This window comes from Xanthomonas sp. DAR 34887 (genome assembly GCF_041245805.1).
Classification (GTDB): domain Bacteria; phylum Pseudomonadota; class Gammaproteobacteria; order Xanthomonadales; family Xanthomonadaceae; genus Xanthomonas_A; species Xanthomonas_A tesorieronis.
The window spans coordinates 4383812-4403958 of the sequence record NZ_CP162490.1 but is presented as its reverse complement, the minus strand read 5'-3'; the positions used below and the strand labels follow the sequence as shown (position 1 = coordinate 4403958).

Here is a 20147-nt window from a genome sequence, read left to right as displayed (position 1 = left end):
AAGTGGCGGGCGGATCGCCGGCGCGGCCGCGGCTTCGCGACGACGGCACGTCGCGAAAACACGAACGCCGCCCGGGGGCGGCGTCGGTGCTGCTGCGATCAACTGCGCTTAGCGCGCGGTGCTGGGCTGGCCGCCGCCGCCGCGCCGGCGCTCGCCCTGGCGGCGCGCGCCGCCAGGCTGGGTGCCGCCGGCCGGCTTGGCGCCGGCATGCGCGTGCGGGCGCGGCGCATCGCCGTGCGGACGCCGCGCGTGGGTGCTCTTGCGCGGCGGGCGCTGGCCGCCCGGACGTTCGTCGGCCGGATTGTTGTTGCCCCAGCGGATCGGCGTGACCGGCTCGAAACCCGGCACATCACGGATATCCATGTCGCGCTTGAGCATGCGCGCGATCGCGCGCAGCAGCTTGGCCTCGTCCTGCGCCACCAGCGACACCGCCTCGCCCTGCGAGCCGTTGCGGCCGGTGCGGCCGATGCGGTGCACGTAGTCCTCGGCGACCATCGGCAGGTCGTAGTTGATGACCTTGGGCAACTGGTCGATGTCGATGCCGCGCGCGGCGATGTCGGTCGCCACCAGCACGGTGATGCGGCCGGCCTTGAAGTCGCTCAGCGCGCGCAGGCGCTGGCCCTGGCTCTTGTTGCCGTGGATCGCGGCGGTCTTCAGCCCGGACTTGTCCAGGAACATGGTCAGCTTGTCGGCGCCGTGCTTGGTGCGCGCGAACACCAGCGTCTGCATGCGCGAATCGGCGGCCAGCAGGTGCAGCAGCAACTCGCGCTTGCGGCCGCCATCGACCGGATGCACGCGGTGGGTGATGGTGTCGGCGACGGTGTTGCTCGGCGTGGCCTGGATTTCCTGCGGGTTGTGCATGAACTCGCGGGCCAGCTGCTTGATGCCTTCCTCGAAGGTGGCCGAGAACAGCAGGGTCTGCCGGTTCTGCTTGGGCAGCTTGGTCAGGATGCGCTTGATCGAGGGCAGGAAGCCCATGTCGAGCATGCGGTCGGCCTCGTCCAGCACCAGGATCTCGATGCCGGACAGGTCCACGCTGCGGCGCTCGAGGTGATCGAGCAGGCGGCCCGGGCAGGCGATCAGCAGGTCCACGCCGCGGCGCAGCGCGTCGAGCTGGTTGCCCATGCCGACGCCGCCATAGATGGTGGTGCTGGGGATGCGCAGGTACTTGCTGTAGCCGCGCAGGCTGTCGTGCACCTGGGTGGCCAGCTCGCGGGTCGGGGTCAGGATCAGCGCGCGCGGCTTGCGCGGGCCGCCGCTGCTGACCGGCTGCGGCGAGGTGCCCAGGTGCTGCAGCAACGGCAGGCCGAACGCGGCGGTCTTGCCGGTACCGGTCTGCGCGCCGGCCATCAGGTCGTGGCCCTGCAGCGCCAGCGGGATCGCCTGCAACTGGATCGGGGTGGGGGTTTCATAACCCTGCTCGGCCAACGCACGCAGCAGGAAGGGCGCCAGGCCCAGGGATTCGAAAGACATCGAGGAAAGCTCCGGATAACGCGCCGTCGCCGGGACGTGCCCGGCGTGCAGACGCAAGTAAGGTGAGGCTCGGAGCGTTCCCGTGAACCGCGCTGCGAGAGGGTGGATCAACCCGGAGCAGACAGCGCTCGGGTTTGTCGGCACCACGAAAGGCGTCGGGCGGGGCGGGCGAGCGGATCGGAACGATCCTGGCCTCGCCGGCGATCCCTAAGGGAAACGGACGGCCGCATGCAGACCCGATCAGTCTACGCTGAATTGGCGCATTGCACAAAAGGCGTAATGCGCCGTCCGACAGCCGGCGATTCCGTTTCAGTTGCAACCAATATCCGGTCTGGCCGTACAATCGCCCGATCAGCTCCCCAGCACTGGACGGACATGAAGCTAGGTTCCCTGAAGGAAGGCGGCCGCGACGGCAGCTTGATCGTCGTTTCCCGTGATCTGACCCGCGCCGTGCGCGCCACCGGCATCGCCACGACCCTGCAGCGCGCGCTGGAGGACTGGAGCAATCTGGCGCCGTGCCTGAACGCGCTGTCGGAGTCGCTCAACGACGGCAGCGCCGATGGCCAGTTCGACCTGGACGTCGCCACGCTGGCGGCGCCGCTGCCGCGCGCCTACGAATTCCTCGACGGCAGTGCCTACCTGCCGCATGTGGAGCGAGTGCGGCGCGCGCGCGGCGCCGAGGTGCCGGAGAGCTTCTACACCGATCCGCTGATGTACCAGGCGGTCAGCGCCGGCTTCTACGGCCCGCGCGATGCGGTCAAGGTGGTCAGCGAGGACTACGGCATCGACCTGGAGGCGGAGATCGTGGTGATCACCGACGACGTGCCGATGGCGGTCGATGCGCAGCAGGCCGCCGCGCATATCCAACTGGTCGGGCTGGTCAACGACGTGTCGCTGCGCAACCTGATCCCGGCCGAACTGGCCAAGGGGTTCGGCTTCGTGCAGTCCAAGCCGCGCTCGGCGCTGTCGCCTGTGTTCGTCACCCCCGACGAGCTGGGTGAGGCCTGGCGCGACAACAAGCTGCACCTGCCGCTGCTGACCCACATCAACGGCGCCTGGTTCGGCGCGCCGGAAGCGGGCGAGGACATGCAGTTCGACTTCGCCCAGCTGGTCGCGCACGCGGCCAAGACGCGGCCGCTGGCGGCCGGCACGGTGATCGGTTCCGGCACCATCGCCAACCAGGACACCTCGCGCGGCGCTTCGTGCTTCGCCGAGCTGCGCGTGGTGGAGACGTTGCGCGATGGCCAGCCGAGCACGCCGTTCATGAAGTTCGGCGATGTGGTGCGGATCGAGATGCTGGACCGTGATGGAGTAAGCATCTTCGGCGCGATCGAGCAACGCATCGAACCCGCTTCCCGGCCCTGATCCGGCCAGTGGCGGCGCCGAGACGACCGGCGGTGCCGCTGCTACTGTGTCCACCGGTATCGTGATCGTTCGGACGGGGAGGGCAGAGCGTGGAAGAGGCGTTGCAGCTGTACACCTACTGGCGTTCCAGCGCCGCCTATCGCGTTCGCATCGGTCTCAATCTGAAGGGATTGGGCTACCAGGCGTTGCCGGTGCATCTGCTGCGCGACGGCGGCCAGCAGCACTCGCCGGAATACGCGCGGCTCAACCCGCAGGAACTGGTGCCGACGCTGTGCCATGACGGCCAGCCGATCCGCCAGTCGCTGGCGATCCTGGAGTACCTGGACGAACGCTGGCCGGAGCCGCCGCTGCTGCCCGACGCGGCGATCGACCGCGCCCGGGTGCGCGGGCTGGCGCAACTGATCGCCAGCGACGTGCATCCGCTCAACAACCTGCGCGTGACCCAATTCTTCGAGAACGTCTGGAACGTGCCGCAGTCCGAGCGCGAAGCGTGGATGCTGCACTGGATCGTGCTGGGCTTCGATGCGCTGGAGCAGTTGCTGGCCGAGTCGCCCGATACCGGCAGCTACTGCCACGGCGAACAGCCGGGCATGGCCGATTGCTGCCTGGTGCCGCAGGTGTTCAACGCGCGCCGCTTCGGCGTGGACATGCAGGCGTATCCGACCATCGCGCGCATCGAACAGGCCTGCCTGGCGCTGCCGGCGTTCGACGCGGCGCGCCCGGAGCGGCAGCCGGACGCGCAGGGCTGAGCCCAGAATCTCGCTCTTGTAGGAGCGACTTCAGTCGCGACCGGATGCTGCCGGATGATGTCTGTCGCGGCTGAAGCCGCCCCTACAGGGGGCGGTCTCAGCCGAAGCCGTGGGTGATCCGCGGCGAGCTGGCGCCGCCGTCGTAGTCGGCGTAAGGGTCGTGTTCGCCGCTGGAGCCCTCGGACAGGCGGAACTTCAGCGCCAGGCCGTCGCGCGAGTCGGCCGCGCGCAGCGCTTCCTCCTGCTCGATTTCGCCGGACTTGACCATCCGGAACAGGCACTGATCGAAGGTCTCCATGCCTTCCTCCAGCGACTCCTCCATGGCGGCCTTGATCTCGTGGACCTGGCCGCGGCGCAGCAGGTCGCGGATCATCGGCGTGTTCAGCAGCACCTCGGTGGCCGGGCGGCGGCGCTCGTTCTTGTCCTTGACCAGGCGCTGCGAGATGACCGCGCGCAGGTTCAGCGCCAGGTTCATCAGCACGTTCTTGTGCGCGCTTTCCGGGAAGAAGTTGAGGATGCGCTCGATGGTCTGGTCGGCGTTGTTGGAGTGCAGGGTGGCCAGGCACAGGTGGCCGGTCTCGGCGAAGGCGATCGCCGCCTCCATCGTCGTGGCATCCAGGATCTCGCCGATCAGGATCACGTCCGGCGCCTCGCGCATCGCGTTCTTCAGCGCGTTGTGGAAGGCATGGGTGTCCAGGCCGACCTCGCGCTGGTTGACGATCGACATCTTGTGCTTGTGCAGGTATTCGATCGGGTCCTCGATGGTGAGGATGTGCCCGGTGGTGGTGCTGTTGCGGTGGTCGATCATCGACGCCAGCGAGGTGGACTTGCCCGAGCCGGTCGAGCCGACCACCAGGACCAGCCCGCGCGGGGTCATGATCACGTCCTTCAGCACCTGCGGCAGGTGCAGTTCCTCGATGCTGGGGATCTTGCTGCGGATCGCGCGGATCACCATGCCGACCTCGCCGCGCTGCTTGAACACGTTGACCCGGAAGCGGCCGGCGTCCTGCAGCGCGATGGCCATGTTCAGCTCAAGCTCGCGCTCGAACTGCGGCACCTGGCCCTCGTCCATCAGCGAATAGGCGATCTTCTTGACCATGCCCGGCGGCAGGCCGGTGGCGCCGAGCGGGTACAGCTTGCCTTCGATCTTGATATAGACCGGTGCTCCCGTGGTCAGGAACATGTCCGAGGCGTTCTTTTCGGTCATCAGCTTCAGGAAGTAGCCGATATCCATGCGCAATGGTTCCCCAACAATCCGCGGCCGCCCGTTGCAAGCGCGCCACAGGCTTCCGACAATGGCCGTGCTCGACGTCTCCGCCTACGGCCCCCCTTGATGAAAACTAGCTTCGCACAAATCCGTTGCCCGCAGTACGTGATGGCGTGCGCATTGGCGCTGTTTGCCACGCCCGTCGCCTTTGCCCAGGTCGCCTCGCCGGAACTGCAGACCGCGCAGCAGGCGGTGCAGCGCGCGATCCAGGCCGACGCCGACCAATACGCCCCTGACCTGATCGCCACTGCCCGGCAGGGCCTGGAACAGGCGCAGCAGGCGGCGCTGGACCGTCGCCAACGCAAGACCGCACCGCAACTGGCGCTGCGCGTGGCGGCCGACGCCGACCTGGCGCGGGTGCGCAGCGAGGAGGCGGTGGCGAACGCGCAGCTCAAGCAGCGCAAGGCCGAGGTGGCAGACCTGCAGCGCAGCTTGAACACCGGGGAGGGCCGTCCATGAGCCGCCGCCTGGGGATGGCCGGCCGCCTGGCCGCGCTGCTGTTGCTGGTCGCGCCGCTGGCCGCGTTCGCCGCCGAGGATCCGGAACTTGCGGTACTCAACCAGCGCCTGGTCGCGCTGCAGGCCGATCCGCTGAGTGCCGACTTGGCCGCCTACGAGCGGTTGCAGGCGCAGCAGGCGGTCGCCGCGTTCGCCGCGGCCAAGCGCAAGGAGCAGGACGACGCGCGCTATCTCGCCGAGCGCCGCGTCGAGATCGCCGAGACCGCCGCACGCGCCGCACTGGCGCGGCGCCAGGTCGACCAGTTGGAGAAGACCCGCAGCGACTTGCTGGTCGAGGCCAGTCGCCGCGAGGCCGCGCGCGCGCGCCAGGAAGCCGAGCGGCTGCGGGTGCAGGCGCAGATCCAGGCCGAGGAGGCCGAGAGCCTGCGCCAGGCCGCCGAGGCCGAGCAGCTGGCGCGACAGGATGCCGAGCAGGCGCTGACCAATGTGGCCGGGCAGCAGACCGCCAAGCTCAGCGCCGCGCAGCAGAAGTCGGCCAAGCTGGCGCGCGAGGAGGCCGAGCTGGTCGCCGGGGCCAAGCTGCCGGCGTCGCGGTTCGAGTCGCGCGGGGAGGTCTTCACTGTCGCCGGTGGCGCCTTCGCGGCCGGCAAGGCGGCGCTGTCGGCCGATGCCGCCGGCCAGGCCAAGGCGCTGGCGCAGTACCTGCAGATCGGCGCGAAGGGCCGGGTGCGGATCGAGGCCTACGATGCCGATGCCGGCGTGGCGCAGAAGCGCGCCGATGCATTGCGCGACGCGTTGGTCGCTGGCGGCGTCGCCGCGGGCCGCCTGCAGGCGGTCGGCAAGAAGGCACCGGCGACCAAGGCGCGTGCCGCCGAGGTGGTGATCGCGCCCTGAGCGGAGCTGGCCGTTCTGGTTCTGGAACGCGTTTAACGCGGTTTTTCTCTGGGCCTGAGCGGCAAGCAACTGAATGCGGAAAGCGCGCGTTGCTGCTCTTGCCGGAACTGGTGGGGAGGCGTAGGGTCGAATTCCCAGGCGACACATCGTCGTCTGGTTCCACGGAGACTCCGGGCCGATGAAGCAGTGGCACGCACCGCAGCGAGACGTTCCAAGGGCAGCAGGCCCGGGCGTTGCGGTGGAGTGGCTGGTGGCCCGCGCGACTCCGCTCCCAGGCAACGCCCCGTGCCGTTCCGGCCGGGGCGTTCTTGTTTCCAGCTGAAGGAGGCTATTCCTATGTTCGAAGGGCAACCGCAGACCGAAATCGACGCGTTGATCAAGTCCGATCCGGAATTCAAGCAGCTCTACCAACGCCACAAGACTCTGGACAAGAAGTGCATGGACGCCGAGCTCGGCGTGCTGCCGATCGACGACCTCACCCTGTCGCAGATGAAGCGGGAAAAGCTCGCGGCCAAGGAAAAGCTGTTGCGGCTCTACGACGAGCAGCAAAAGCCTCACTGATTCTTCTCTCCCACGACAAGCGTTCAATTGTCGCGGGCGGTGGCCGGCCTCCTCGTCGGCTTGCCACCGTCCGCGTCATCCCCTCCCCGAAGCCGCGATCGCGGCTTTTTTCGTGCCGGTTCCGCGCTTTGTCTGACATTCCGGCGCATACCGCGGATAATCACCGGTCCAGCCGCTACGACGGCGCGATACATCCGGACGCGATGGCCATTCACTCTTCCGTACTCGACCTGATCGGCGACACCCCCATCGTCAAGGCCAGCAAGCTCGACACTGGCGTGTGCGAGCTGTACCTGAAGCTGGAAAGCGCCAATCCCGGCGGCTCGATCAAGGACCGCATCGGCCTGTCAATGATCGAGGCGGCAGAGCGCCGCGGCGAGCTGAAGCCGGGTGCGGTGCTGGTCGAGGGCACCGCCGGCAACACCGGTATCGGCCTGGCCCTGGTCGCCCAGCAGAAAGGCTACAAGTTGATCCTGGTGGTGCCGGACAAGATGAGCCGGGAGAAGATCTTCAATCTCAAAGCGATGGGCGCCGAGGTGCGGTTGACCCGCTCGGACGTGGCCAAGGGCCATCCCGAGTACTACCAGGACCTGGCCGCGCGCATCGCCGCCGAGACCCCGGGTGCCTACTTCATCAACCAGTTCGGCAACCCCGACAACCCGGCCGCGCACGAGTTCGGCACCGGTCCGGAGATCCTGCGGCAGATGGACGGCAAGCTGGACGCGATCGTGTTCGGCTGCGGCAGTTCCGGCACCATGACCGGCCTGTCGCGCGCCTTCGCCGCCGCCTCGCCGCAGACCGAGCTGGTGCTGGCCGACCCGGTCGGCTCGATCCTGACCGAGTACATCGAGCAGGGCACGGTCAGCGAGAAGTCCGGCAGCTGGCTGGTGGAGGGCATCGGCGAGGACTTCCTGCCCGGCATCTCCGATTTCTCGCGGGTCAAGAAGGCCTATTCGATCAGCGACGCCGAAAGCTTCCACACCGCGCGCGAGCTGCTGGCCAAGGAGGGCATCCTCGGCGGTTCCTCGACCGGCACCCTGCTCGCCGCCGCGCTCAAGTATTGCCGTGCGCAGACCGAGCCCAAGCGGGTGCTGGTGTTCGTCTGCGACACCGGCAACAAGTACCTGTCGAAGATGTACAACGACTACTGGATGCTGGACAACGGCTTCCTGGAACGCCCGCAGCACGGCGACCTGCGCGACCTGATCCTGCGCCCGTACAGCCAGCGCGACACCGTGGTGGTCGGCCCCAACGACCTGCTGACCACCGCCTACCAGCGCATGAAGCTGTACGACGTGTCCCAGCTGCCGGTGATGGATGGCGACCAACTGGTCGGCATCGTCGACGAAAGCGACGTCTTGTTGCATGTTTATGGCGACGAGGCGCGGTTCCGCGACCCGGTCTCCACGGCCATGGTCAGCAAGCTGGACCGGCTCGACGTCAAATCGCCGATCGAAGCGCTGCTGCCGGTGTTCGATCGCGGCCAGGTCGCCATCGTCATGAACGACGGCGCCTTCCTCGGCCTGATCACCCGCATCGACCTGCTCAACTACCTGCGCCGCCGCGTTCAGTAGCGTCCTGCATGAACGGCCCCGCTGCATGGGGCCGTTCAGACCTCGCTGCTAGAATCACGCCCCTTCTCCGGGAACCCCACATGACGGACCACACGTCCAACCCCAACGGCGACGGCCATGCGCTGTCGCTGGCGACCCTGGCGATCCATGGCGGCCAGCATCCGGACCCGTCCACGGGCGCAGTGATGCCGCCGATCTATGCGACCTCCACCTACGCCCAGTCCAGCCCCGGCGAACACCAGGGCTTCGAGTACTCGCGTACCCACAATCCGACCCGCTTCGCCTACGAGCGTTGCGTCGCCGCCCTGGAAGGCGGCACCCGCGGCTTCGCCTTCGCCTCGGGCATGGCCGCCACCTCCACGGTGATGGAGCTGCTGGACAGCGGCAGCCACGTGGTGGCGATGGATGACCTGTACGGCGGCAGCTACCGCCTGTTCGAGCGCGTGCGCCGGCGCACCGCCGCACTGGAGTTCAGCTTCGTCGACCTGACCGACCCGGCCGCGTTCGCCGCGGCGATCACGCCCAAGACCAAGATGGTGTGGATCGAGACCCCCACCAACCCGATGTTGAAGATCGTCGACATCGCCGCGATCGCCGCGATCGCGCGCCAGCATGACCTGCTGGTGGTGGTGGACAACACCTTCGCCTCGCCGATGCTGCAGCGCCCGCTGGCGCTGGGCGCGGACATCGTGGTGCATTCGGCCACCAAGTACCTCAACGGCCATTCCGATATGGTCGGCGGCATCGCCGTGGTCGGCGCCAACGCCGAGTTGGCAGAGCAGCTAGCGTTCCTGCAGAACTCGGTAGGCGGCGTGCAGGGCCCGTTCGACAGCTTCCTGGCGCTGCGCGGGCTTAAGACCCTGCCACTGCGCATGCGCGCGCATTGCGAGAATGCATTGGCGCTGGCGCAATGGCTGGAAACGCACCCGGCGGTCGAAAAGGTGATCTACCCCGGCCTGGCCTCGCACCCGCAGCACGCGCTGGCACAGCGGCAGATGTCCGGCTTCGGCGGCATCGTCTCGATCGTGCTCAAGGGCGGCTTCGACGCGGCCAAGCGCTTCTGCGAGAAGACCGAACTGTTCACCCTGGCCGAATCGCTGGGCGGCGTGGAGAGCCTGGTCAATCATCCGGCGGTCATGACCCATGCTTCGGTGCCGGTGGAACGGCGCCAGACGCTCGGCATCAGCGATGCGCTGGTGCGGTTGAGCGTGGGGGTGGAGGATGTGGGGGATTTGCGGGCGGATCTGCAGCGGGCGCTGGAGGCGCAGCCGTAGGCATGAAGGAGGCGCAGCCGCGTCCGAGCGTCTGGTCAAGCTTGCGCACCGGACTGCTTGGATTGAATTTTCAGGCGTGGATCCGCCGTCAGCCGAATCTGCAGCGTGCCTACCGCCTGTTTCCCCAGGCGATGCGCAGCCGGCTGGCGGCGGCCCTCGCTGCGCGGTCGATCGCGCAAACCCGTTTCCAGCGGACCCAAGCCTGGAGTGCCACGCGAAGCGAGGTGGTGCGTTGGAACGCGCGGCCGGACCGGCGTCCCGCTCCGCAAGCCCCTGGAGTCAACATTCTTGGCTACATCCGCGGCGAATTCGGCCTGGCCGAGAGCGCGCGGATGTACGCGCGTGCCCTGATCGACGCGGGCGTGCCCGTGGCCTTGTACGACATCGATCTGGGCATGCCGCACGGATGGGGCGATCACAGCATGGATGATTACATCGATGAGTCGTTGCCGCATCCGGTCAGTATCGTGTTCGTCAACCCTGACTACCTGGAACCGGCGCTGGAACACGTGGGTCAGGCACGAATGAAAGGTCGGTATGTGATCGCTTGCTGGTTCTGGGAACTGGAAAGAATTCCGGACAGCTGGCGGGACGCGATCCATCTCGTCGACGAGATCATGGTCGCTTCGGCGTTCATCGAAGAAGCGTTTCGCAAGATCACGGACAAGCCGATCATGCGGGTGCCGTTGCCCTTGTCAGAGGTGCGCGACAGCGGCCTGCAGCGCGGCGATTTCGGGCTCGAGTCCGATAAGTTCGTCTTTCTGTGTTCGTTCGACTTCCACTCGTTTATCGCGCGCAAAAACCCGCAGGCCGTGGTGCGTGCGTTTCGCGCAGCATTCCCGCCCGATCGCGACGATGTGCGCCTGCTGGTGAAATCCAGCAACGGCCAGCAGCATCCCGACAGCATGCGCGACCTGCTGAACCTGATCGCCGGCGATCCGCGCATCTTGCTACGCGACGAAGTCATCGATCGGGCCCATGTCCAGGCATTGCAGCGCTGCTGCGATGCCTATGTGTCGTTGCACCGAGCCGAGGGATTCGGTCTGGGGCTTGCCGAGTGCATGGCGTTGGGCAAGCCGGTGGTCGCCACCGGGTGGTCGGGCAACATGGAGTTTATGGGTCCGGAGACCGCCTGCCTGGTCGATTACGAACTAGTGCCGGTCGCCGCAGGAAACTATCCGGAGTCCAACGGTGCACGTTGGGCCGAGGCCGATGTCGCGGATGCGGCCGCGGCAATGCGTCGTCTCGCGGATGACCCCGTGCGTGCTCGCGCCCTCGGCGCGGCCGCGAAGGCGCACGTGTGCAGCCACCTTTCTCCGGAACGGGCAGCGCAACGCTTGCTCCAGAGATTGGCAAAATTGGACGCCAGGACCACGAATTGAAACATCGCATGCATTGTCACGTTTTGCAGTGCACTGAAACTTTATGGGGAGAACTTGATCGTTCGCCTCCGCAGCAGAGACATAGAGAGGTATAGATTTTGGACATGATGCGGTCCATATGGGCCTATCGCTATTTCATCCTGTCGTCGATCAGGAACGACCTCAGGATGCGTTTTGTCAGGAGCAAGTTGGGCGCGCTGTGGATGATCATCCACCCACTGATGCAGGTGCTGATCTTCGCCACCATTCTGTCCGAGGTGCTGGCAGCCAAGCTGCCGGGCGTGAACAACAAGTACGCCTATGCCCTGTACCTGATGTCCGGCACGCTGTGCTGGAGCATGTTCGCAGAGACCATCAGCCGCTGCGTGTCGTTGTTCGTCGAGAACGGCAATCTGATGAAGAAGCTGGCGTTTCCCCGGATCTGCCTGCCGATGATCGCCGGCGGCGCGATGCTGGTGAACAACCTGTTGTTGCTGGTGGCGATCTTCGCCGTCTTCGCCTTGCTTGGGCACTATCCTGGCGTGCAGACGCTGTGGTTGCCGCTGCTGATGCTGCTCACGCTCGGGTTCGCCATGGCGATCGGGCTGCTGCTGGGCGTCTTCAACGTGTTCGTCCGCGATATTGGACAGGTCGTTCCGGTGGTTCTGCAGGCCCTGTTCTGGCTGACGCCGATTGTCTATAGCATCAATATCCTCCCTGCGGGCGTGCAGGAGTTGTTCCGGCTCAACCCCATGTATCCGCTGGTGACCAGTTATCAGCGGGTCCTGCTGTACGACCAGGCTCCGGTCTGGCGAGATCTGTTGCCGATGGCGGTCAGTACCGTCGTACTCGCCTTCGCTTCGCTGGTGGTGTTCCGCCGGGCGAGCCAGGAAATGGTGGATGCGCTATGAGCGGCGTGATGCATGTCGAGGGTGTCGGCAAATCCTATCGGGTGTGGGGCAGCGAATGGCTGCGTGCTGCCAACTGGTTCGGATTGCCGGTGCAGCCGCAACAGGAGCACTGGGTGCTGCGAAACGTTTCGTTCTCGATCAGCCCTGGTGAATCCGTAGGCGTGGTGGGGCGCAATGGCGCGGGCAAGAGCACGCTGCTCAAGCTGATCACCGGCACGGTGCAGCCGACCGAGGGCCGCATCGTCCGCGGGGGGCGCATCGCCGCGATCCTGGAACTGGGCATGGGCTTCAATCCCGATCTTAGCGGCCGCGAGAATGCCAGGCATTCGGCGGGCTTGATGGGTTATACCTTGCAGCAGATCGACGAAGTGATTCCGGCAATCCAGGAATTTGCGGAGATAGGCGAGTACTTCGACGAGCCCGTACGCACCTACTCCAGCGGCATGCAGGTGCGCGTCGCGTTCGCAGTCGCGACCGCCTTCCGCCCGGACATCCTGATCGTCGATGAGGCGCTGTCCGTCGGCGATGCCTATTTCCAGGCGAAGTGCTTCCGCCGGATCCAGGAGTTCAAGGACCAGGGGACCACTCTGATCCTGGTCAGCCACGCGGTGGGCGACATCGTCAAGCATTGCGACCGGGTGATCTTCATCAAGGACGGCGGCGTGCATGCCGACGGGCCTGCCCGCGAGGTTTCCAACCTGTACCTGGACGAGCTGTTCGGCAGGACGTCGGCCGTCGCCGCCCATCCGGTCGAAACCGTCGCGGCGGCAGCGGACATGGGGGGCGGCAGCGAGGACGTGTTCCACACGCGCCCCTACTACAATCGCAGCGAGCACCGTTGGGGACAGGGTGGTGCAAGGATCGTCGACTACATGGTGGTCAGTGGAGCGCAGCAATTCCCAGCGCGTCTGGACAGCGGCGCCAAGACCGAGTTCTACATGAAAATCGCCTTCGATACCGACGTCGAGAATGTGGTCCCCGGATTGCTGCTGAAGACACTCGAGGGCCTGTTCCTCTACGGCACCAACTCCTTCCTTTCCAGCGAAGGTCGCGATCGGATCTCGGCCAGGGCCGGCGAGGTGGTGGTGTGCAAGTTCACCATGCCCCTCGATCTCAACCAGGGGCATTACATGGTTTCGCTCGGCGTCTCCAGCGGAGATCCGCTGGCCGAACTGGTGCCGCTGGACCGCCGCTACGATGCGCTGTTGCTGGACGTCGGTCGCGCCATGCAGTTCTGGGGGATCGTGGATATGAAGGCCGGGTTCGGCATTGTCGAGGGGGCGGCATGAACACGTGGGCGACCACTTTTTCTTCGCGGGAGCATGGTCGATGACCGACAATCTTGCTCTGGCCGATCTGGTGGCGGCGCTGCCGGAAAAGTACCAGCCGATCTATGCGCATCCCGAGCTGTCCAGCGACGCGTCGCGTGGCTGCGAAGATCGCCTCGTCCTGATCCGCGATTGCGCCAAGCGTCTCGAAGGGGCACTGGGACGCCGGCTTCGCGTGCTCGATCTCGGCTGTGCGCAGGGTTATTTCTCGCTGAACATGGCCGCGGACGGCCACAGTGTGCACGGCGTGGATTTTCTCGATCGCAACGTGGCCGTGTGTCAGGCGCTGGCGAGCGATAGCGGGCTCGCCGGCGCGACATTCGAATGCGCGAGCATCGAGGATTTTCTGGCCCGGCTGCAGCCGGGCCAGTACGACCTAGTGTTCGGGCTCAGCGTGTTCCATCATCTGGTCCATGCGCACGGAGTGGATAAGGTGCGCGAGCTGTTCGGGAAGCTGGCGGACAGCACCATAGCGGCAATCTACGAATTGGCGTTGCGCGAAGAGCCGCTCTATTGGGGGCCTTCGCAACCCGAGCGGCCCGAGGATCTGTTGCATCCTTATGCATTCCGGCGGGTGCTTGGCTTCCAGCCCACCCATCTGTCCGGGATCGAGCGGCCGATCTATTTCGCCAGCGCCCGCTATTGGTTTCTTGGTGATGAACTCTCGAAGATCATCGCCATGCGCTTCGAGTCGCATTCCGACGCCATGGGCAGTCATCGCGGAACGCGCCGCTACTTCTTCGGCGAGGGCACGATCCTCAAGCAACTGGCGCTGGACGACGAGGCGCGGGGCGCGCTCAACCTGCTCGAGTACGAGCGCGAGGTGGCGTTCCTGTCCAATGTCCCGCCTGGATTTGCCGCGCCGCGTCTGGTGCGCGCCTTTCGTGATGAACGTTGCGCCTGGATCGTCCGCGAAATGCTTCCCGGCAGACTGCTCTCGGAGGTCATGTCGGCCCACGAGCCCTATGCCTACGAACGCGTATTCGACGACTTGCTGGCCCAACTGGTTGTTCTGGAGGATGCCGGCCTCTATCACAACGACGTGCGTTGCTGGAACATTCTCGTGTCGCCGGAGAGCAGCGTTACGCTGATCGACTATGGCGCGATCTCCGCGGACGCGACCGATTGTGCATGGCCGGACGACCTGTTCCTGGCCTTGCTGATCACTTTTCGGGAGGTGATCCAAGGCCACGTCAAGAAGCCCGATCCGTTGCGCCGGCCGTTGCTCGACGTATCCATGCTGCCGCTCCGCTATCAGGCTGCATTCCTGAAGCTGTTCGCGATGCCGCGCCCGCAATGGCGCTATCGGTTGCTGCAGGAGTTCGCCGCACAGGCCGGGGCCGAGCCGCTTCCGTCGTGGATAGCGCTGGCGTCCGCCTACGAGCGCGGGCTGCTGATCTATGAGCGCGCTTACGCGACGCTTGGCCGGGAGCGCGAAGGGCTGGCGAAGGAGCTCGAGGAGTCACTCGCCAATGCGCATCACTGGTTCTTGCGCGCCAACGAGCGCGAGCAGACGCTTGCCGGGTTGGAAGAAGAGCGGGCGCGAGCCGTGACTCTACTCGGCGAGGAAAAGGAGCATTTGATCGCGCGTCTGGTCCAGGAAAAGAACCAGGCTGTGGCCGAAGCGGTTGCCCACGGGCAGCGCGCCGTGGAAGAACTGCTTCAGCGGCACGAGTCCGCGATCTCCGAACTGCTTGAGGAAAATCAGAAAACCATCTCGGAGTGGAGCTGGCAGCACGAATCGGAGGGTGAGCGCATTTCCGCCATCCGGCATCGCATGGAGCTGTTGCACGCGCGCAACGCCGACTACCGCCACGAGGCGGAGCAGGCCAAGGCGGCGCTCGAAGCCTCGCTGTCCAATGCGCATCATTGGCACCTGCGCGCGGTCGACGCGGAGCGGCAGCTCGCCATTGTCCTGGCCAGCCGCTCGTGGCGCCTCACCAAGCCGATCCGCTTCGCTGCCCGCCTGGTGCGAACGCCCACGGCGGCGACGCGTCGTCTCGCCGCCGCCAGTATCCGCCGGGTCATGCAGCGGCCGCTGCTGGCGCGCTCGATGAATGCGCTGCTCCGACGCGTGCCATCGTTGCATTCCAGGCTCCGCCGGGTCGCAGTCCAGGAACATATCGTCGTTGACGTTCTGCCACCGCCGGTGCCGCTGGGGCAGGTGGGTTCCTTCTCCGATGCGGACCGTGATAGCGCGCTGTCGAGGCTGACAGGGCATGGACGGGAATGGTTTGACAGGCTCAAGGCCGAGCAATCGGGGGTGAATTGATGCGCATCGTGATGGACCTGCAAGGAGCACAGTCGGAGAGCCGTTACCGCGGCATCGGCCGTTATAGCCTTTCCCTGGCTCAATCCGTGGCGCGGCAGGCAGGCGGGCACGACATCCATCTGGCGCTCAACGGAGTTTTCGCGGACTCGGTCAAGGAGATCCGTGCGGCGTTCGCCGGGATTCTGCCTGCGGCGAGCATTCATGTCTGGCATGCGCCGATGCCGGTCATCGCCAAGGACCATGAAAATCTCGTGCGGCGGGAGCGGGCTTGCCTGATCCGAGAAGCGGCCCTCGCGGCGCTCGAGCCGGACTTCGTGTTCGTGTCCAGCCTGTTCGAAGGCTTTGTGGACAACTCGGTGGTCAGCGTCGGGCGTCTTGCCGGTGTGCCCACGATCGTGACGCTCTACGACCTGATTCCCTGTCTGAACCCCGAGATCTACCTGGATCCGGACCCGGTCTACCGCGCGTTCTACGAGGAAAAGATCTCGGAGCTCAAGGCGGCGCACGCGTTGTTCTCCATCTCCGAGAGTTCCTCGCGGGAGGCGATCGAGGTGGTCGGCTGCGATCCGGAGCGTTTGTACAACATTTCCGCCGCGTGCGATCCGGTGTTCCGCGTGCTGGAGAAAGACGATCCAGCCCGCTTTGCGGTGCGTCGCAGCTTCGGCCTGACAGGTGGTTTCGTCCTGTATACGGGCGGCTCCGATTACCGCAAGAACCTCATGCGCCTGCTGCAGGCGTATGCTGGGCTCGCGCCTGACCTGCGCCTGCAGCACAAGCTCGTACTTGCCGGTCGCATGCATGCGCCGCACGTGGAAGAACTCAACCGCGCGGCCGCCGAATTGGGACTGGCGGAGGGCGAACTGCGCTTCACCGGCTATGTGACCGACGAGGAGCTCGTCGGTCTGTACAACGAGTGCAGCCTGTTTGCGTTTCCATCCTGGCACGAGGGTTTCGGCCTTCCGGTCGTCGAGGCGATGGCGTGCGGCGCCGCCGTGATCGCGTCCAACGCCTCCAGCGTGAAGGAGATCGTGCTGGAACCTGCCGCATTGTTCGATCCGATGAGCGTGGAGTCGATTCGCGAGCGCATGGCGGCGGCGCTGGGTTCGGCCGATCTCATGGCACAGCTGCGCCGATATTCCGTATCGCGCGCCGAGGACTATGCGTGGGAGCGTGTCGGCGCGAGCTTCATTGCCGCGTGCGAACAGCTCCATGCGCAGGGTCCGGGCGGCCATGCCTATCGCGACGAGGTGCTCGGCCTGCTACCGCGGAAACTGGCGAAAGCGGGACAGGCCGACGAGGCAGAGCTGATGGCGCTGGCCGATGCGATCGACCGCTCGATCGGCCCCGTACAGCCGAAGATCATGATCGACGTCTCCGAGCTCGCGGCGCACGACCATCGGACGGGCATCCAGCGCGTGACCCGCGCGATCGTGTCCGAGTGGGCTCGGCGCGCGCCTCCAGGGTACCGAATGCAACTCATCCGGATCGATCGCGCTGGCAGACGTTACGTGTGCGCGAACGAGTACGCGGGTGCCTTGCTGGGCGAGGAGATGGGAGCTGACGAGACCCTGGTCTGCCACGCCGGCGACATCTATTTCGGCCTGGATCTGGTTGGCGATTGCGTGTCGTTGCTGCCCGACTGGTTCGATTACTTCCGCAGCAGTGGTGTCAAGATCAGCTTCGTCGTCTACGACATCCTGCCGATCCGCAACCCAGAGTGGTGGCCGCAGCCTGGCGGACAGATGCACGAGCGCTGGCTGCGCGACATCCTGCGCGTGTCGGACCAGTTGGTCTGTATCTCGCGCGCGGTGGCAGACGACGTCGCGGCCTGGATCGGCGAGAACGGCATCGAAACGAACGCGCAGATCGACTGGTTTCATCTGGGCGCCGATATCGACGGCAGCCAGCCGTCCAGGGGCATGCCGCAGAACGCGGAGCAGGTATTGATGCGGATCAAGCGCAACACCAGTTTCCTGATGGTGGGTACGCTGGAGCCGCGAAAAGGCCATGCCCAGATCCTCGACGCCTTCGAGAAGCTATGGGAGCAGGGCTACGACCATGTGCTGGTCATCGTCGGCAAGAAGGGCTGGCTGGTGGACGAACTGAGCGAACGCCTGTTGCAGCACCCTCAGTCCGGCCACAACCTGTTCTGGCTGCAGGGTGCCAGCGACGAATATCTGGATCAGCTCTATGCCAACAGTACCTGCCTGATCGCAGCTTCCGAGGGTGAAGGCTTCGGGTTGCCGCTGATCGAAGCCGCGCAGCGGGGGAAGCCGATGATCGCGCGCGATATCCCGGTGTTTCGCGAAGTGGCCGGTTCGCATGCATTCTATTTCGATGGGCGCAGCGCGGTGAACATCGCCAACGCATTGCTGCGCTGGACCGCCCTTTACCGCGAGGATCGGCATCCGCGGCCGGATGCGATGCCATGGCTGACCTGGAACCAAAGCGCCAGCCAACTGGGGGCGGTACTTACGGGTGCTTTGCCGGAGGCCGGCGAGGCCCCGGCCGAGGCGCGGGGCCAGATGAACTATACTTCCTGAGTACCAAGTACGAATCCCTGCGGCCGCCTTCCGAGGCTGGAGCCAGGTAAGTGCTTGGGTGACGCGCAATAGACAAAAATGCAGAGCAGAGAGAGAACATGAGCAACAAGAAGGCAATCATCACTGGCATTACCGGTCAGGACGGCGCGTACCTGACCGAGCTCCTGCTCTCCAAGGGCTATGAGGTCTTCGGAACCTATCGGCGGACCAGCTCGGTCAATTTCTGGCGCCTGGACGAACTCGGCGTCTCCGGTCATCCGAAGCTGCACCTCGTCGAATACGATCTGACCGATCTCGGCACCACCATCGCGATGGTGCAGAGGATTCAGCCCGACGAAATCTACAATCTTGCCGCGCAGAGCTTCGTCGGCGTCAGCTTCGAGCAGCCCACCACCACTGCCCAGATCACCGGCGTGGGTGCGTTGCACTTGCTTGAGGCGATTCGCCTGCTGAATCCGAGGATCCGTTTCTACCAGGCCTCCACGTCGGAGATGTTCGGCAAGGTGCAGGCCATTCCGCAAAAGGAAGACACCCCGTTCTATCCGCGCAGCCCGTACGGCGTGGCCAAGCTGTACGCGCACTGGATCACGGTGAACTACCGCGAAAGCTACGACATCTTCGGGTCCAGCGGCATCCTCTTCAACCATGAGAGCCCGTTGCGTGGACGCGAGTTCGTCACCCGCAAGATCACCGACTCGGTCGCCAAGATCAAATTGGGGCTGTTGGACGTGCTTGAGCTCGGCAATCTCGATGCCAAGCGTGACTGGGGCTTCGCCAAGGAATATGTAGAGGGGATGTGGCGCATGCTACAGGCCGAGCAGCCCGACACCTTCGTGCTGGCCACCAACCGAACGGAAACCGTGCGCGACTTCGTGCGTATGGCATTCAAGGGCGCCGGCATTGAGGTCGAGTTCCGTGGCCAGGACATTCAGGAGACGGCGGTGGATGTCGCGACCGGGAAGACGATGGTTCGCATCAATCCCAAATTCCATCGCCCGGCAGAGGTCGATCTGCTCATCGGCGATCCTGCCAAGGCCGAGGCGGTGCTCGGCTGGAAGCCGCAGACCACGCTGGAGCAACTGTGCCAGATGATGGTCGAAGCCGACCTGAAGAGGAACGAGCGTGGCTTCTCGTTCTGATCTGACAGGCAAGCGAGTTCTGGTCACCGGAGCGTCCGGGTTCACCGGTACGTACATGGTTGCGGAGCTGAAGGCCCAGGGGTGCTATGTCATTGCGACCGGTGCCCGCGCACCGGAAGCATCTGGCGCATCAGCTGCAGACGAGTTTCGCTTGCTTGACCTACGCGATGCGGACGGCGTGAGGCGGGTAATTGAGGAAGCTAGGGCAGACCAGGTGGTTCACCTGGCTGCGATGGCATATGTGGCCCACGGTAACGTTGAAGACTTCTACAACGTGAATCTGCTGGGTACGCGCGCTCTCTTGCACGCGTTATCTGAGTCGCCTCACATGCCTGAATGCGTGCTGCTCGCCAGTAGCGCCAATGTTTATGGTAACTCGACGGAAGGCGTGATCGACGAGTCCGTGACTCCTTCGCCGGCAAACGATTACGCGGTGAGCAAGTTGGCGATGGAGTATGTGGCCGACCTGTGGCGTGACAGGCTGCCGCTCGTAGTGACCCGCCCGTTCAACTATACGGGGGTTGGTCAGGCGTTGAACTTCCTTATTCCCAAAATCGTGTCCCACTTTCGGCAGGGTAAGGCCGTCATCGAGCTCGGAAATATCGATGTGTGGCGAGATTTTGGTGATGTTCGATCCGTGGTGGAGTGTTATCGACGGTTGTTGCAATGCCCAGAAGCCTGTGGTCAAAAGGTGAACGTCTGCTCAGGTATTGCGCATTCCCTTCGCGACGTAGTGGCAATATGTCGCGAGCTCACCGGGCATAATATTGAGATTCAGGTCAATCCTGCCTTCGTTCGTGCAAACGAAGTGATTGTTCTCAAAGGCAGTAACACGTTGTTGCAATCTCTAATTGGTTCGATTGAGCAGCCGCCACTCCGCAACACGCTGGAGTGGATGCTCACGTCGGGTTGATTCATCGCCGATCCCTGGCAGATGGCAGAGCTATGCTGCCACAGCATAGGCCATGAACCTGGTAG

At 65.0% G+C, this 20147-nt stretch carries 16 protein-coding genes; 14 read left to right on the top strand and 2 right to left on the bottom strand.

The genetic code is table 11. The features are described 5' to 3' along the window. Positions 1 to 108 precede the first annotated feature (108 nt). A complete protein-coding gene (locus AB3X08_RS18720) occupies positions 109 to 1473 on the bottom strand; it encodes a DEAD/DEAH box helicase (protein ID WP_369934251.1) in 1365 nt (454 codons plus the stop codon). A 375-nt stretch (positions 1474 to 1848) separates the two neighbouring features. Here AB3X08_RS18720 and AB3X08_RS18715 point away from each other — a divergent pair, with 375 nt between their 5' ends. Beyond that, the gene (locus AB3X08_RS18715) at positions 1849 to 2838 is read left to right on the top strand and encodes a fumarylacetoacetate hydrolase family protein (RefSeq protein ID WP_369934250.1); all 990 of its coding nucleotides are present in this window, start codon (positions 1849 to 1851) and stop codon (positions 2836 to 2838) included. A gap of 89 nt (positions 2839 to 2927) precedes the next feature. Beyond that, positions 2928 to 3587, top strand: coding sequence for a maleylacetoacetate isomerase (maiA, locus tag AB3X08_RS18710; protein WP_369934249.1), 660 nt, complete (start codon positions 2928 to 2930; stop codon positions 3585 to 3587). A gap of 97 nt (positions 3588 to 3684) precedes the next feature. Here the strand turns inward: maiA and AB3X08_RS18705 are convergent, their stop codons facing one another. Then, positions 3685 to 4821 (bottom strand): PilT/PilU family type 4a pilus ATPase, encoded by a 1137-nt coding sequence (locus AB3X08_RS18705; protein WP_369934248.1) that lies wholly within the window; start codon positions 4819 to 4821, stop codon positions 3685 to 3687. A gap of 99 nt (positions 4822 to 4920) precedes the next feature. Between AB3X08_RS18705 and AB3X08_RS18700 the strand changes: the two genes are divergently transcribed. The 12 genes from AB3X08_RS18700 to AB3X08_RS18645 all read left to right on the top strand — a co-directional run bounded on the left by AB3X08_RS18700 (position 4921) and on the right by AB3X08_RS18645 (position 20082). Further along, a complete protein-coding gene (locus AB3X08_RS18700; RefSeq protein WP_369934247.1) occupies positions 4921 to 5313 on the top strand; it encodes a DUF4398 domain-containing protein in 393 nt (130 codons plus the stop codon). After that, complete coding sequence (locus AB3X08_RS18695) at positions 5310 to 6206, top strand: OmpA family protein (protein ID WP_369934246.1); 897 nt, start codon at positions 5310 to 5312, stop codon at positions 6204 to 6206. The genes AB3X08_RS18700 and AB3X08_RS18695 overlap by 4 nt, the downstream gene beginning before the upstream one ends. A 336-nt stretch (positions 6207 to 6542) precedes the next feature. Next, positions 6543 to 6767 carry a YdcH family protein gene (locus AB3X08_RS18690; RefSeq protein ID WP_009575526.1) on the top strand — a complete coding sequence of 75 codons (225 nt, stop codon included), beginning with the start codon at positions 6543 to 6545 and terminating at the stop codon, positions 6765 to 6767. 203 nt (positions 6768 to 6970) lie between these two features. Continuing rightward, entirely contained in the window at positions 6971 to 8341 is a 1371-nt protein-coding gene (locus AB3X08_RS18685) for a pyridoxal-phosphate dependent enzyme (RefSeq protein ID WP_369934245.1), read from the top strand. An 80-nt stretch (positions 8342 to 8421) separates the two neighbouring features. Beyond that, positions 8422 to 9615 carry a cystathionine gamma-synthase gene (locus tag AB3X08_RS18680; RefSeq protein WP_369934244.1) on the top strand — a complete coding sequence of 398 codons (1194 nt, stop codon included), beginning with the start codon at positions 8422 to 8424 and terminating at the stop codon, positions 9613 to 9615. A 2-nt stretch (positions 9616 to 9617) separates the two neighbouring features. After that, on the top strand, positions 9618 to 10997 hold the full coding sequence (locus AB3X08_RS18675) for a glycosyltransferase family 4 protein (protein WP_369934243.1): 1380 nt from the start codon (positions 9618 to 9620) through the stop codon (positions 10995 to 10997). Between the two features lie 104 nt (positions 10998 to 11101). Next, positions 11102 to 11887, top strand: a complete 786-nt coding sequence (locus tag AB3X08_RS18670) for an ABC transporter permease (protein ID WP_369934242.1) — start codon at positions 11102 to 11104, stop codon at positions 11885 to 11887. Continuing rightward, positions 11884 to 13176 (top strand): ABC transporter ATP-binding protein, encoded by a 1293-nt coding sequence (locus tag AB3X08_RS18665; protein ID WP_369934241.1) that lies wholly within the window; start codon positions 11884 to 11886, stop codon positions 13174 to 13176. Before AB3X08_RS18670 ends, AB3X08_RS18665 begins: the two co-directional genes overlap by 4 nt. Before the next feature lie 40 nt (positions 13177 to 13216). Next, positions 13217 to 15487: a methyltransferase domain-containing protein gene (locus AB3X08_RS18660; protein ID WP_369934240.1), complete on the top strand. Its 2271-nt coding sequence runs from the start codon at positions 13217 to 13219 to the stop codon at positions 15485 to 15487. Continuing rightward, entirely contained in the window at positions 15487 to 18030 is a 2544-nt protein-coding gene (locus AB3X08_RS18655) for a glycosyltransferase family 4 protein (protein WP_369934239.1), read from the top strand. The genes AB3X08_RS18660 and AB3X08_RS18655 overlap by 1 nt, the downstream gene beginning before the upstream one ends. A gap of 98 nt (positions 18031 to 18128) precedes the next feature. Further along, the gene (gmd, locus tag AB3X08_RS18650; protein ID WP_369934238.1) at positions 18129 to 19169 is read left to right on the top strand and encodes a GDP-mannose 4,6-dehydratase; all 1041 of its coding nucleotides are present in this window, start codon (positions 18129 to 18131) and stop codon (positions 19167 to 19169) included. Then, positions 19153 to 20082 (top strand): NAD-dependent epimerase/dehydratase family protein, encoded by a 930-nt coding sequence (locus tag AB3X08_RS18645; protein WP_369934237.1) that lies wholly within the window; start codon positions 19153 to 19155, stop codon positions 20080 to 20082. Before gmd ends, AB3X08_RS18645 begins: the two co-directional genes overlap by 17 nt. The last annotated feature ends 65 nt before the right edge of the window (positions 20083 to 20147 follow it).